This window comes from Streptomyces sp. PKA51, from assembly GCF_057552455.1.
Map to the genome: position 1 here is coordinate 1 of NZ_BAAJPZ010000042.1, position 13,827 is coordinate 13,827.

The window sequence follows — 13,827 nt, forward strand, 5'->3', positions numbered from 1 at the left end:
CGCGGCCGCCCGCAGGGCTCCGAGGTACGCGGCTATCGCCGACGCGTCCTCGGCGCTCAGTGCCACGTGGTTGTCCGGCCGCACCAGCACCACCCCTGCCCGGCCCTCCATCCCGTACGCCCTTCGGGCGTGTTCCTCCGTCGGGCCGAGCCGCACGGTGCGTATCCCCTCCCCGAGCCCGGCGCCCGCCCCCGCCCCCGCCCCGAAGTCCAGCACCGTGAAGTGCGGCCCCGCGAACGCCTCGAAGAGCCGGCCGCCGTCCGCCAGGGGCGCGTCCGGTGCGCGGTGGCCCGCCAGGGGGCCGTCGCCGGCGAGCGTGCTCCAGTCGTAGTGCACGCCGAGGGTGGTGACGTCGTCCGTGACGACCGCTTCCGTTCCGACGCCGGGCCGCCGTACTCCTTCCCGCACCGCCTGCAGGCGTTCGTCCGTCAGTTTCAGCGTCCAGGCGGCGACCGGCAGCCGCTCCTCCTCGTACGTGTCGAGCAGTCCTTCCCCCGCCTGGCCGGTCAGCACGTGTGCCAGCTTCCAGCCCAGGTTGAACGCGTCCTGGATGCCGGTGTTCATGCCCATGCCGCCGGCGATGGAGTGGACGTGGGCGGCGTCGCCGGCGAGGAAGATGCGGCCGATGCGGAAGCGGTCGGCCATGCGGACGTTGATGCGGTAGGTGGACATCCACCGCACGTCCGTGAGGCGCACTCCGGGGACGCGGGCGTGGCGTTCGAAGAGGCGCTGGAAGGAGGCGAGGGAGGCGGGCAGGGGCTGTCCCTGCGCGTCGCGTTCGGGGGCGGCCTGGAGTTGCCAGTGGTCGTCGCCGCGGAAGGGGCAGAGCATGACGGCGCCGTCCTCGTCGAACCACTGGTGCCAGTAGGCCGGGTCCAGGCCGTCGGCGCGGACATCACCGATGATCATGCATTCCTCGTCCTCGGTCCGCCCCTCGAAGGACACGCCGAGGGCCTTGCGCACCGTGCTGCGGCCGCCGTCGCAGGCGGCGAGGTAGGAGGCCGACACGCTGCGCCCGTCGGCGAGGCGGACCGTCACCCCGTGCTCGTCCTGCGCGAAGTCGACCAGCTCGGTGCCGAGTTCGACCTGGACGCCGTATTCGGCGAGCTTGGCGCGCAGGATCTCCTCGGTGCGCCACTGCGGGATGAGCAGGCCGCTGGTGTACGGCACATCGGGGGTGGGGACGCGGTCGCCGGAGGAGACGTGGTCGGCCAGGGCGACGCCGCCACGGTACTTGCGCAGGGTGATGTGCTCGGCGCCGAAGGCGGCAGCGGCCTCGCCCACGCCGAGGTCGTCGAGGATCTCCCGGCTGCGCTGGTTGAGCCCCTTGCCCCGCGAACCGCGGTGGAACTCGGGGGACTTGTCGATGATGCGCACGGGGACTCCGGCGCGGGCGAGCGTGATGGCGAGGGTGAGCCCGGTCGGGCCGGCGCCCGTGATCAGTACGGCGGTCATGGGTCCATGAAAGACCCGCCCGACGGAAAATGCAACCGAGTAACAAAAGATTCCGGGTAACGGTGATTCCTGCTAGGGTGGGCCCGTGAGCGAGGAGACACCCGGGACGGGCCTGCGGGAGCTGAAGAAGCAGCGCACACGCCAGGCGCTGTCCGACACGGCGATCGAGCTGTTCCTCAAGCGCGGGTTCGACGAGGTCTCGGTCGCGGACGTGGCGGCGGCGGTGGAGGTGTCGAAGCCGACGCTCTTCCGCTACTTCCCCACCAAGGAGGACCTCGCCCTCCACCGGATCTCCGACCACCAGGGCGAGGCGGCCCGCGTCGTGCGCGAGCGCTGCGCCGGCGAGGCGCCGCTGGCCGCGCTGCGCACGCACTTCCACGAGCGCCTGGACGCCCGCGACCCGGTCACGGGCCTGTGCGACATACCGGAGGTGCTGGCCTACCGCGACCTGCTCTACTCCACCCCGAGCCTGCAGGCCCGGCTCATGCTCTACAGCGCCGAGGACGAGCGGGCGCTGGCGCAGGCGCTGGTGGAGACGGGGCCGGCGGACGAGGTGACGGCGAAGCTGGCCGCGGCGCAGATCGTCGCCGTCCACCACGTCCTGGCCCGCACCAACTGGCGCCGGTTGACGGCGGACCGTCTCACCGGCGCCGTGGTGCACACGGCCCACGCCGACGCCGACCGGGCCTTCGACCTGCTGGGCTCGGGCCTGTCGGCCCTCGGCCGCTGACGGGCTTCCGCCCCCGGCCGCTCACTCGTTGGGTTCGACGCCCGCACGCCGCAGCCCGTAGGCGTAGGCGTCGTCCAGGGCCTGCCAGGAGGCGGCGATGACGTTCTCGCCGACACCGACCGTGGACCACTCGCCGCTCTCGTCGCTCGTGGAGACCAGCACCCGGGTGGTCGACCCCGTGCCCAGGCTGCCCTCCAGGATGCGCACCTTGTAGTCCGTGAGCTTGAGCGAGGCGAGCTGCGGGTAGATGCGCTCCAGCGCGCCGCGCAGGGCCCGGTCGAGGGCGTTGACCGGGCCGTTGCCCTCGGCGGTGGCGACGATGCGCTCGCCCTTGGCCCACAGTTTCACGGTCGCCTCGTTGGCGTGCGTGCCGTCGGGCCGGTCCTCGACGATGGCGCGCCAGGACTCCACCCGGTAGTAGCGGCGGGTGCGGCCCTCGACCTCCTCGCGCATCAGCAGTTCGAAGGAGGCGTCGGCGGCCTCGTAGCTGTAGCCGGCCAGCTCGCGTTCCTTGACGCGGGCGACGATCCGGCCGATCAGTTCGCGGTCGCCGCCCAGGTCGATGCCCAGTTCCTTGCCCTTGAGCTCGACGGAGGCGCGGCCGGCCATGTCGGAGACGAGCATCCGCATGGTGTTGCCGACCCGCTCGGGGTCGATGTGCTGGTAGAGGTCGGGGTCGACCTTGATGGCCGAGGCGTGCAGTCCGGCCTTGTGGGCGAAGGCGGACAGGCCCACGTAGGGCTGGTGGGTGGCGGGGGTGAGGTTGACGACCTCGGCGATGGCGTGGGAGATGCGGGTCATCTCGGCCAGCTTGCCGGGCGGCAGGACGCGCCGGTCGTACTTCAGCTCCAGGGCGGCCACGACGGGGAAGAGGTTGGCGTTGCCGACGCGCTCGCCGTAGCCGTTGGCGGTGCACTGCACGTGCGTGGCGCCCGCGTCGACGGCGGCGAGGGTGTTGGCGACCGCGCAGCCGGTGTCGTCCTGGGCGTGGATGCCCAGGCGGGCGCCGGTGTCGGCGCGCACGGTCCGTACCACCGCCTCGACCTGGGCGGGGAGCATGCCGCCGTTGGTGTCGCACAGGACGACGACGTCGGCGCCGGCCTCGTGGGCGGTGCGCACGACCTCGGTGGCGTAGCCGGGGTTGGCGCGGTAGCCGTCGAAGAAGTGCTCGCAGTCGACGAAGACGCGGCGGTCGTGGGCGCGCAGGTGCCGCACGGTGTCGCGGATCATGGCGAGGTTCTCGTCGAGGGTGGTGCGCAGGGCGAGTTCCACGTGGCGGTCGTGGGACTTGGCGACCAGCGTGACGACGGGGGCCTGCGAGTCGAGGAGGGCGGCGACCTGGGGGTCGTCCTCGGCGCGGGCGCCGGCCCTGCGGGTGGCGCCGAAGGCGACCAGCCGGGCGTGGCGGAAGTCGATCTCCTGGCGGGCGCGGCGGAAGAACTCGGTGTCCCGGGGGTTGGCTCCGGGCCAGCCGCCCTCGATGAAGCCGACCCCGAAGTCGTCGAGGTGCCGGGCGATGGTCAGCTTGTCCGCCACGGTCAGGTTGATGCCCTCGCGCTGGGCCCCGTCGCGCAGGGTCGTGTCGAAGACGTGGAAGCCGTCGTCGGGGAGGGCGGTGGCGTCGTTGGCGTCCGTGGCGCCCGTCGTTGCTGACATGGCTGGTGTGACTCCTGTCGATCTCGGTCTACCGGAATGACCGGTTCCACCGTCCCCCTATCGTCCCGCACGCTGCCCGCTCCCGGCGAGGGTGGCCGGGAAACGAAAAGACCTCTCGCGGGTGCGAGAGGTCTGCGCGCGGGTCTGGGACGACGGTGTCCGCGGCGCACGGGTGGTGTGCCACGGTCACTGCGGACCGGCGCGCTAGCTGCCCATAATCATGGCGAGCGAGAGCATGAAGGGCATCCAAGCACGTTCCGGTCCGCCCGTGCCGCACGGTCTCACGATGCGGGCACCCGTGTCGGCTCCCCGCTCTCCCCGGACTCCTCGCCGCGCCGTCCCACCCGGGTGAGATCGGTGTCCCGGGTCTCGCGCATCGTGAGGTAGACGACCAGCGACACGGCGGCGCAGCCCGCCACGTACCAGGAGAAGCCGGATTCCCTCCCGCTGTTCTTGAACCACAGGGCCACGTACTCCGCCGTGCCGCCGAAGAGCGCGTTGGCGATCGCGTACGGCAGCGCCACGCCCAGGGAGCGCACACCCGTGGGGAAGAGCTCGGCCTTCACGCACGCGTTGATCGACGTGTAGCCGGTGACCACGACCAGCGCCAGCAGGGACAGGCCGAGCGCCGGCCAGAAGGACCCGGCATGCCTGAGCATCGTCATGATCGGCACGGTGAGGAAGGTGGCCCCGACCGCGAAGGTGATCAGCAGCGGGCGCCGGCCGATGCGGTCCGACAGTGCCCCGGCCAGCGGCTGCAGGCAGGCGAAGACCAGCAGCGCGCAGAAGCTCACCAGCGTCGCCGTCTGCTTGGGCAGCCCGGCGGAGTTGGACAGGTACTTCGTCAGGTAGGTGGTGTACGTGTAGTAGGCGACCGTGCCGCCCATGGTCAGGGCGATGACCAGCAGCGCCTCGCGCTTGTGGCGCAGCAGGGCGCGCAGGGTGCCGCGCTCCTCGTCCGCCTCGGCGCCGCTCGCCTCGTAGGCGTCCGTCTCCAGCATCGAGCGCCGCAGGTAGAAGATGACCGCGGCGCCGAGCGCGCCCACCACGAAGGGGATGCGCCAGCCCCAGTCGTGCAGCTCGGCACTGGTGAGGGTGTGCTGCAGGACGATCAGCAGCCCCAGGCCCAGCAGCTGGCCGGCCGTCATCGACACGTACTGGAAGCTGGAGGCGAAGCCGCGCCGGCCGGGCGCCGAGGCCTCGGTGAGATAGGTGGCGCTGGCCGCGTACTCGCCGCCGACCGACAGCCCCTGCAGCAGCCGGGCCACCAGCAGTACGAACGCGCCGCCGTACCCGGCGACCGCGTACGTCGGGGCGACGGCGATCAGCACGGCGGACGCCGACATCAAGGTGACGGTCAGGGTGAGCGCCGCCTTGCGGCCGCGCCGGTCGCCCACCCTGCCGAGCAGCCAGCCGCCGACGGGCCGCATGAAGAAGCCGACGGCGAAGATGCCAGCGGTGTTCATGAGCTTGGCGGTGTCGTTGCCCGCGGGGAAGAAGGAACCCGCGAAGTACGTGGCAAAACTGGCGTAGACGAACCAGTCGAACCACTCGACCATGTTGCCGGCCGAGCCGATCCATATCTTCTTCCAGTGCTGTTCCATGGACGATCACGGTGCTGGAACGGCACTGCGGCGACAAGGGCCCGGCCGGCAACGATCCCGCGTACTTGCGTGCGTTGCGTACGCGGGACCGTGGCGATGCCGGATCCCCAGGGCTCAGCCCAGGCGGTGCATCCAGCCGTGGGTGTCCTCGGCGGCGCCGGTCTGGATGTCCAGCAGGGCCTTGCGCAGTCGCATGGTCACCTCGCCCGGCTGCCCGTCGCCGACCGTCCAGTTGCCGGTGGTGGACTTCACCGAGCCGACCGGCGTGATGACGGCGGCGGTGCCGCAGGCGAAGACCTCGGTGAGGGTGCCGTCGGCGTTGCCGTCCTTCCAGTCGTCGACCGAGATGCGGCCCTCGGAGACCTCGTAGCCGAGGTCGGCGGCGATCTGCAGCAGCGAGGCGCGGGTGATGCCGGGCAGCAGGGTGCCGGTCAGGCTCGGGGTGACGATGCGGTTGCCGTACACGAAGTACAGGTTCATCCCGCCCATCTCCTCGATCCAGTTGCGCTCCACGGCGTCCAGCCAGACGACCTGGTCGCAGCCGTGCTCGGCGGCCTGGGCCTGGGCGACGAGGGAGGCGGCGTAGTTGCCCGCGCACTTGGCGGCGCCCGTGCCGCCGGGAGCGGCGCGCACGTACTCCTGGGACAGCCACACCGACACCGGCTTCACGCCGCCGGGGAAGTAGGCGCCGGCGGGCGAGGCGATGACGACGAAGAGGTACTCGTTCGAGGGACGCACGCCCAGGCCGACCTCGGTGGCGAACATGAACGGCCGCAGGTACAGCGACTGCTCGCCGGAGGCGGGCACCCACTCCTTGTCCTGGCGCACCAGCACGTCGCATGCCTCGATGAAGGTCTCGACCGGCAGCTCGGGCATGGCCAGGCGGCGGGCGGAGGCCGCGAAGCGCTTGGCGTTCTCCTCGGGGCGGAAGGTGGCGACGGAGCCGTCGGGCTGCCGGTAGGCCTTGAGCCCCTCGAAGATGGCCTGGGCGTAGTGCAGCGTCATGTTCGCCGGGTCGATCGACAGCGGGGCGTACGGCACGAGCTGGGCGTCGTGCCAGCCGCGGCCCTCGGTCCACTTGACGGTCACCATGTGGTCGGTGAAGTGCCGGCCGAAGCCGGGAGCGGCGAGGATGCGCTCGCGCTCCGCCTCGGGCAGCGGGTGCGAGGAGGGCTTGAGCTCGATCGTGGGCGTCGTCATGGATGCGTGTCCTTCACCTCGTGTGTGGCGGACCGCGCTCACTGTGCCCCCATGGAGGGCCCGGGGACTGAAGAGCTTCTTCGCCATGTCGCGGCCCCTCGTTCGATTATCGCTCGTGAGGGGCCGCGCGGAAAACGTGCGCGCGGCCGGTAGGGATGGTGGCACCCGGCCGTGCGCTGCGGCAACGGCCGGGGTCAGGCCGGTACGGGCCCGCCGGGGGCGGTGGCCGTGACGCGCGCGACCAGCGCGTCGCCCACCTCGTCGGTGCTGCGTACGCCGCCGTCGCGGGCGGCGAGGTCCGCGGCGACCGCGTCCTCGACGCGGGCGGCCTGCGCCTCGTAGCCGAGGTGGCGCAGCAGCAGCGCCACGGAGAGCACGGTGGCGGTGGGGTCGGCCTTGCCGCTGCCGGCGATGTCGGGCGCGGAGCCGTGGACGGGCTCGAACATCGAGGGGTACGTGCCCGCCGGGTTGATGTTGCCGGAGGCCGCCAGGCCGATGCCGCCGGTCACGGCCGCGGCCAGGTCGGTGATGATGTCGCCGAAGAGGTTGTCGGTGACGATGACGTCGAAGCGCTCCGGCTGGGTGACGAAGAAGATCGTCGCCGCGTCGACGTGCAGGTAGTCGGTGGTGACCTCGGGGTATTCGCGGCCGACGGCGTCGAAGACGTTCTTCCACAGGTGCCCGGCGTGCACCAGGACGTTGTTCTTGTGCACGAGGGTGAGCTTCTTGCGCGGGCGGGCCTGCGCACGCTCGTAGGCGTCGCGCACGACGCGCTCCACGCCATAGGCGGTGTTGACGCTGACCTCGGTGGCCACCTCGGCCGGGGTGCCGGTGCGCAGGGAGCCGCCGTTGCCGGTGTAGGGGCCCTCGGTGCCCTCGCGGACGACGACGAAGTCGATGTGCGGGTCGCCCGCCAGCGGCGTCGCGGTGCCCGGCAGGAGCCGGGCGGGGCGCAGGTTGACGTAGTGGTCGAAGGCGAAGCGCAGCTTGAGCAGCAGGCCGCGCTCCAGCACGCCGGAGGGCACCGACGGGTCGCCGACCGCGCCCAGCAGGATCGCGTCGTGCTCGGCGAGCGTGGCGAGCTCGGCGTCGGGCAGCGTCTCGCCGGTGGCGTGCCAGCGGCGGGCGCCGAGGTCGTACTCGGTGGTCGTGAGCTCGACGTCCGAAGGGAGCGCCGCGCCAAGGACCTTGAGGCCCTGGGCCACGACTTCGGGGCCGATGCCGTCACCGGGGATCACTGCGAGGCGAATGCTGCGGGACATGGGAGGGACCGTACTCCTTGTCCCGCCTGATGACACGCACCGTCCAGAATGCGGACCGGCGTGCGAGCCGGACAGGCGTCTTTCCCTCAATTTCGCCGAAAATATGTGTCCCGTCCTCCCGCTCCTGGCACCGTGCGGGACATGGACACGGGCATGGACACACCACGCGTAGGCATCCCCGACCGGCTGGCGCGCCGGATGACGATGGCCGAACAGCACGAGTACCTCCGCGCCAGGTTCACCAGACGCGGCCTGCTGCGGGCGGGAGCGGCCACGGGGGCGCTCGCGGGCACCGGGCTGCTGACGACGACGGGCGCGGGGGCCGCCGTCGCACGGCAGGCGGGGCCCACGCCGGCGCCGACCGCACCGACCGCACCGGCCCCCACCCTGATCACCGCGCCCGCGACAGGCCGGGTGGACGGCTCGCTCGTGGCCCCCTTCGGCCGGCACCTGGCCTTCGGCGCGGACCCGCGCACCCAGATGCGCATCTCCTGGCAGGTGCCCTTCGCCGTGCGGCGGCCCTTCGTCCGGGTGGGCCCGAAGCCCTGGGAGCTCGACCGGCGGATCCCCGCCGAGGTCCGCACGCTGCACACCCCGCCGCTGAGCAAGAAGCTGCCCGCCGTCGACCAGGTCTTCCTGCACGCGGCCCTCGACGGGCTCCTGCCCGGCCAGACGTACTACTACGGCGTCGGGCACGACGGCTTCGACCCGGCCGACGCCCGCCACCTGGGCACGGTCGGCTCCTTCCGCACCGCCCCGGCGCATCCGGAGAAGTTCGTCTTCACCGCCTTCGGCGACCAGGGCGTCAGCTACCACGCACTGGCCAACGACCAGCTGATCCTGGGCCAGAACCCGGCCTTCCACCTGCACGCGGGCGACATCTGCTACGCCGACGACAGCGGGGCGGGCAAGCCGGGGGACGTCTACGACGCCCGCGTGTGGGACCAGTTCCTGGCCCAGACCGAGTCGGTGGCCGCCCGGGTGCCGTGGATGGTGACGACCGGCAACCACGACATGGAGGCCTGGTACTCCCCCAACGGCTACGGCGGCCAGAGCGCCCGCTGGACGCTGCCGGACAACGGCTTCGACCCCCGGCACTCCCCCGGCGTCTACTCCTTCGTCCACGGCAACGTCGGCGTGGTCGCCCTCGACGCCAACGACGTCTCGTACGAGATCACCGCCAACACCGGCTACAGCGGCGGGCGGCAGACCCGCTGGCTGGAGCGGCGGCTGCGGGAGCTGCGCGAGCGCGACGACGTCGACTTCATCGTGGTCTTCTTCCACCACTGCGCCTTCTCCACCACCAAGGGCCACGCCTCGGACGGCGGCGTGCGCGACGTGTGGGTGCCGCTGTTCGAGAAGTACACGGTGGATCTGGTCGTCAACGGCCACAACCACGTCTACGAGCGCACGGACGCCGTCCGGCACCGGCGCGTCCAGCGCAAGGTGCCGCTCGGCGGTACGACCGACCCGGTGCGCGACGGCATCGTGTACGTCACGGCGGGCGGGGCCGGCAAGTCGCTGTACGACTTCCCCGTGCCGGACAGCTACGAGGGCCACGTCCACGACGTGGAGAGCGTGTCCAGCTACTACTGGCGCAAGGGCAAGGAGAAGGTCACCGAGCAGGTGGAGTGGTCGCGGGTGCGCTACACCGGCTACTCGTTCCTCGCGGTGGAGTGCGAACCGGGCCACCGGCCGCGGATGCGCGTGACGGCGCTGGCCGAGAGCGGGGCCCGGATCGACCACTTCGACATCGTGCGCTCGGAGGAGGACCGCCGGCCCCGCCCCCACTAGCCGGACCGGCACGCGCGTCTGCGGGCGCGCAGCGCCCCGTAAGGGGCGCGGGGAACTGCGCGACAAGCCACCGCGCGCCCGCAGGTGAGGTGCCGTGCTTCGCGCCCCTACGGGGCGCTAGTGGCCGGTGACGCCGCCGTTGTCGCGGCGGTCGAGGGCGCGCTGCAGTGCGGCGGCGGCGTTCATCCGGTCGGCCTCGCGCTGGGCGCGCTCGGTCGTGCGGCGGCGGGGGCGGCGGGCGGTGGTGGTCTCGGGCATGGGGCACGTCTCCTTCGCGAGTCCTGGAGGGGATTGCGGGATAAGCGCCGTCAGGGCGGGGGCCTGCGGTGCCGCAGGGGTCACCTGCGCGGTGGCACGCGGCCGCGACCGCGGATCGCTCGATGGAGCGGGCGTTCGGCTGTTCTCAACGCTAAGGCAGGGCATGCGCGATGTCCCGCCTATTACTCGGACTTCCTACTATCTGAGACGACCGGTGGGCCGAAAGGGAACCGCCCCCCGCCCCGGCTGGGGGGCCGGGGCGGGGGGCGGTGCTCACGGGGATGTCAGCCCATGTGGGGGTAGCGGTAGTCCGTCGGGGGGACCAGCGTCTCCTTGATGGACCGGGTGGAGACCCAGCGCAGGAGGTTGGTCGCGGCACCGGCCTTGTCGTTGGTGCCGGACGCGCGGCCGCCGCCGAAGGGCTGCTGGCCGACGACCGCACCGGTCGACTTGTCGTTGATGTAGAAGTTGCCGGCGGCGAAGCGCAGCTTCTCCATGGTGTGCGCGGCCGCGGCGCGGTCCGCGGCGATGACCGAGCCGGTCAGCGCGTAGGCGGACACCGACTCCATCTGCTCCAGCATGGCGTCGTACTGGTCGTCCTCGTAGACGTGGACGGCCAGGATCGGGCCGAAGTACTCGGTCGTGAAGACCTCGTTCTCCGGGTCGGTGCACTCGATGACGGTCGGGCGCACGAAGTAGCCGACCGAGTCGTCGTACGTGCCGCCGGCGACGATCGTGCAGGTCGGGTCGGCCTTGGCGCGGTCGATCGCGGCCTTGTTCTTGGCGAAGGAGCGGTCGTCGATGACGGCGCCGATGAAGTGCGACAGGTCGGTGACGTCACCCATGGTGATGCCGTCGACCTCGGCCGCGAACTCCTCCTTGAAGCCGTCCTCCCAGATCGAGCGCGGGATGTAGGCACGGGAGGAGGCCGAGCACTTCTGGCCCTGGAACTCGAAGGAGCCGCGGGTCAGCGCGGTCTTCAGCACGGCGCGGTCGGCGCTCGGGTGGGCGACGACGAAGTCCTTGCCGCCGGTCTCGCCGACCAGGCGCGGGTAGGACTTGTACTTGTCGATGTTGTTGCCGACCGTCTTCCACAGGTACTGGAAGGTCTTGGTCGAGCCGGTGAAGTGGATGCCGGCCAGCTCGGGGTGGTTCAGGGCCACCTCGGAGACGGCGATGCCGTCGCCGGTCACCAGGTTGATGACGCCCTTGGGCAGGCCCGCCTCCTCCAGCAGCTGCATCAGCAGCACGGCGGAGTGGGTCTGGGTGGGGGACGGCTTCCAGACGACCACGTTGCCCATGAGGGCCGGGGCGGTCGGCAGGTTGCCGGCGATGGCGGTGAAGTTGAACGGCGTGATCGCGTAGACGAAGCCCTCGAGCGGGCGGTGGTCGCTGCGGTTCCACACGCCGGCGGAGTTGGCGACCGGCTGCTCGGCCAGGATCTGGCGGGCGAAGTGGACGTTGAAGCGCCAGAAGTCGACGAGCTCGCAGGGGGTGTCGATCTCGGCCTGCTGGGCGGTCTTGGACTGGCCCAGCATGGTGGAGGCGGCCAGCGTCTCGCGCCAGGGGCCGGCCAGCAGCTCGGCGGCGCGCAGGATGATCGCGGCGCGGTCGTCGAAGGACATCGCGCGCCAGGCCGGGGCGGCGGCCAGGGCGGCGTCGATGGCGTCCTGGGCGTCCTGCTGCGTGGCGTGGCGGAAGGTGCCCAGCACGGCGGCGTGGTTGTGCGGCTGGACGACCTGGAACGGCTCGCCGCCGCCCATGCGCTTGACGCCGCCGATGGTCATCGGCAGGTCGATCGGGTTGGCGGCCAGCTCCTTGAGCTTGGCCTCGAGGCGTGCGCGCTCGGCGGAACCGGGGGCGTAGCCGTGCACCGGCTCGTTGACCGGCGCGGGGACCTGGGTCACAGCGTCCATGGGTGCCATGTCTCCTAACGGGTTACGGGGGTCGGGGGGAGGCTCAGCCCTTGGTGAGGATCGAGCGGGCGAAGAACATCAGGTTGGCGGGCTTCTCGGCCAGACGGCGCATGAAGTAGCCGTACCAGTCGGTGCCGTAGGCCGTGTAGACGCGCATGCGGTGGCCTTCGGCAGCCAGGTGCAGGTGCTCGTCGCTGCGGATGCCGTAGAGCATCTGGAACTCGTACTCGTCCATGGCGCGGCCGGCCTGGCGGGCCAGCTCCTTGGTGATGGCGATCAGCCGCGGGTCGTGCGAGCCGATCATCGGGTAGCCCTTGCCCGCCATCAGGATCTTGAGGATGCGGACGAACGCCTTGTCGATCTCGGCCTTGTCCTGGTACGCGACCGAGGCGGGCTCCTTGTAGGCGCCCTTGACGATGCGCACGCGGCTGCCGGCCTCGGCCAGGCGGCGGGCGTCGTCCTCGGTGCGGAACAGGTACGCCTGGATGACGCAGCCGGTGTCGGGGAAGTCCTTCCGCAGCTCCTCGTGGATGGCGAACATCGAGTCGAGGGTGGTGTGGTCCTCGGCGTCCAGCGTAACCGTCGTGCCGATGGCGGCGGCGGCCTCGACGACGGGGCGGACGTTGGCCAGGGCGAGCTCGTGGCCGCCCTCCAGGGACTGGCCGAACATCGACAGCTTGACGGACATCTCGGCGCGGGTGCCGAGGCCCAGCTCCTTCAGGCGCCCGATCAGCTCCAGATAGGCGTCGCGCGCGGCGTAGGACTGCTCGACGGTGGTGATGTCCTCGCCCACCACGTCGAGGGTGACCTCGAGGCCCTTGGCCGCGGCGTCCTCGACGACGGGAATGACCTGGTCGACGGTCTCGCCCGCGATGAAGCGGTCGACGACCTGCTTGGTGCCCGGGGCAGCCGAGACGAAGCGGCGCATCTTGTCGCTGCGCGACGCAGCGAGGATCACGGGACCCAGCACGGGCACCTCCACGATGACGGCCGTTCCCACCTGGGGGGACGGCATAAGAAACTCATCGTGAAACGTAGGGTTCACGCCATATTGACGGCCATCGACAGCTGTCACGCATTCGTGGCCGGCATCTCAGACATCTGTATGACAATGATGACCGACGAATGGAGAAAGGAGCGCGGCGCGGCATGCGTGGCGAGTATCAGCAGCTCGTGGACGAGATCTCGGCGGCCCTGGGCGCTCCGGCGACCCTGGAGGACCGCGACTTCGGCCTGATCGCCTTCGGCGCGCACGGCGGGGACGACGATCTCGAGCTGACGATGGACCCGGTGCGCACGCGCTCGATCCTGCAGCGGCGGTCGACGGCGGCGGTACGGGCGTGGTTCGAGGCGTTCGGCATCGCCCGGGCCCAGGCGCCGCTGCGCATCCCGCCGGACCCCGCCGCGGGCGTCTTCAAGGGCCGCATCTGCCTGCCGGTGCGGCACGGCGGCGTGGTGCACGGCTATGTGTGGCTGCTGGACGACGGGCACCTGACCGAGCTGGATCTCGCCGAGCCGTTCGCCGATCCCCGGCTGGCCCAGGCGATGGAGACCGCGGCGCGGATCGGGGCGCTGCTGGCGGCCGAGGCCCGCTCCGGCGCGGAGCTGGGCGAGCTGCTGCGGGAGCTGCTGACCGCCCGGCCGGCCGCGCGCGAGGCGGCGGCCGGGGCGCTGCGCGCGGCGCTGGGCGCGGCGGCCGACGGACCGCTGGCGGTGGTGGCGGTCACGCCCTGGCGCGCGGGCGAGGGCGCGGGCGGGGACGAGCCGCCCGGGGCGGAGGGCACGGGGTCCGCGCTGGCCGCCCAGTCCGGCGTGGCGGCGCTGTGCGCGGTGCCGGAGGCGCTGCCGGACGGCTCGGCGGCGCTGGCCGCGCTGGTGCGGCTGCGGGCCGTCTCCTCCCCCGCCCCGGCCCTGACCGCGGCGGACCGGCTGCTGCGCTCGCCGCGAGATCG

10 protein-coding genes and 1 pseudogene are annotated in these 13,827 nt (G+C 71.8%); 3 read left to right on the forward strand and 8 right to left on the reverse strand.

All coding sequences use genetic code 11. The features are described from left to right. Nucleotides 1-1,455 (reverse strand): FAD-dependent monooxygenase (locus tag AC27L3_RS29240; RefSeq protein ID WP_487237072.1); only part of this gene is annotated, 1,455 nt, incomplete at its 3' end. Between the two features lie 85 nt (nt 1,456-1,540). Between AC27L3_RS29240 and AC27L3_RS29245 the strand changes: the two genes are divergently transcribed. Continuing rightward, the gene (locus tag AC27L3_RS29245) at nt 1,541-2,185 is read left to right on the forward strand and encodes a TetR/AcrR family transcriptional regulator (protein ID WP_487237073.1); all 645 of its coding nucleotides are present in this window, start codon (nt 1,541-1,543) and stop codon (nt 2,183-2,185) included. Between the two features lie 21 nt (nt 2,186-2,206). Here AC27L3_RS29245 and cimA read toward each other — a convergent pair whose 3' ends face one another. The 4 genes from cimA to AC27L3_RS29265 all read right to left on the reverse strand — a co-directional run bounded on the left by cimA (nt 2,207) and on the right by AC27L3_RS29265 (nt 7,907). Next, a complete protein-coding gene (gene cimA, locus AC27L3_RS29250; protein WP_487237074.1) occupies nt 2,207-3,841 on the reverse strand; it encodes a citramalate synthase in 1,635 nt (544 codons plus the stop codon). A 281-nt stretch (nt 3,842-4,122) separates the two neighbouring features. Beyond that, complete coding sequence (locus AC27L3_RS29255) at nt 4,123-5,445, reverse strand: MFS transporter (RefSeq protein WP_487237075.1); 1,323 nt, start codon at nt 5,443-5,445, stop codon at nt 4,123-4,125. Nucleotides 5,446-5,559: 114 nt separating this feature from the next. Beyond that, entirely contained in the window at nt 5,560-6,645 is a 1,086-nt protein-coding gene (locus tag AC27L3_RS29260; RefSeq protein WP_487237076.1) for a branched-chain amino acid aminotransferase, read from the reverse strand. 194 nt (nt 6,646-6,839) lie between these two features. Next, a complete protein-coding gene (locus AC27L3_RS29265; protein ID WP_487237077.1) occupies nt 6,840-7,907 on the reverse strand; it encodes a 3-isopropylmalate dehydrogenase in 1,068 nt (355 codons plus the stop codon). A 153-nt stretch (nt 7,908-8,060) separates the two neighbouring features. Here AC27L3_RS29265 and AC27L3_RS29270 point away from each other — a divergent pair, with 153 nt between their 5' ends. Then, complete coding sequence (locus AC27L3_RS29270) at nt 8,061-9,701, forward strand: purple acid phosphatase family protein (protein ID WP_487237078.1); 1,641 nt, start codon at nt 8,061-8,063, stop codon at nt 9,699-9,701. A gap of 117 nt (nt 9,702-9,818) precedes the next feature. On the opposite strand, the gene AC27L3_RS29275 is transcribed toward AC27L3_RS29270, so the two are convergent. The 3 genes from AC27L3_RS29275 to AC27L3_RS29285 all read right to left on the reverse strand — a co-directional run bounded on the left by AC27L3_RS29275 (nt 9,819) and on the right by AC27L3_RS29285 (nt 12,845). Further along, entirely contained in the window at nt 9,819-9,959 is a 141-nt protein-coding gene (locus AC27L3_RS29275) for a hypothetical protein (RefSeq protein ID WP_344435859.1), read from the reverse strand. Between the two features lie 284 nt (nt 9,960-10,243). Continuing rightward, nucleotides 10,244-11,875 carry an L-glutamate gamma-semialdehyde dehydrogenase gene (gene pruA / locus AC27L3_RS29280; RefSeq protein ID WP_487237079.1) on the reverse strand — a complete coding sequence of 544 codons (1,632 nt, stop codon included), beginning with the start codon at nt 11,873-11,875 and terminating at the stop codon, nt 10,244-10,246. 43 nt (nt 11,876-11,918) lie between these two features. Further along, nucleotides 11,919-12,845 (reverse strand): proline dehydrogenase family protein, encoded by a 927-nt coding sequence (locus tag AC27L3_RS29285; protein WP_487237080.1) that lies wholly within the window; start codon nt 12,843-12,845, stop codon nt 11,919-11,921. A 179-nt stretch (nt 12,846-13,024) separates the two neighbouring features. Between AC27L3_RS29285 and AC27L3_RS29290 the strand changes: the two are divergent. Then, nucleotides 13,025-13,827: pseudogene (locus tag AC27L3_RS29290) on the forward strand (PucR family transcriptional regulator); the annotation flags it as partial.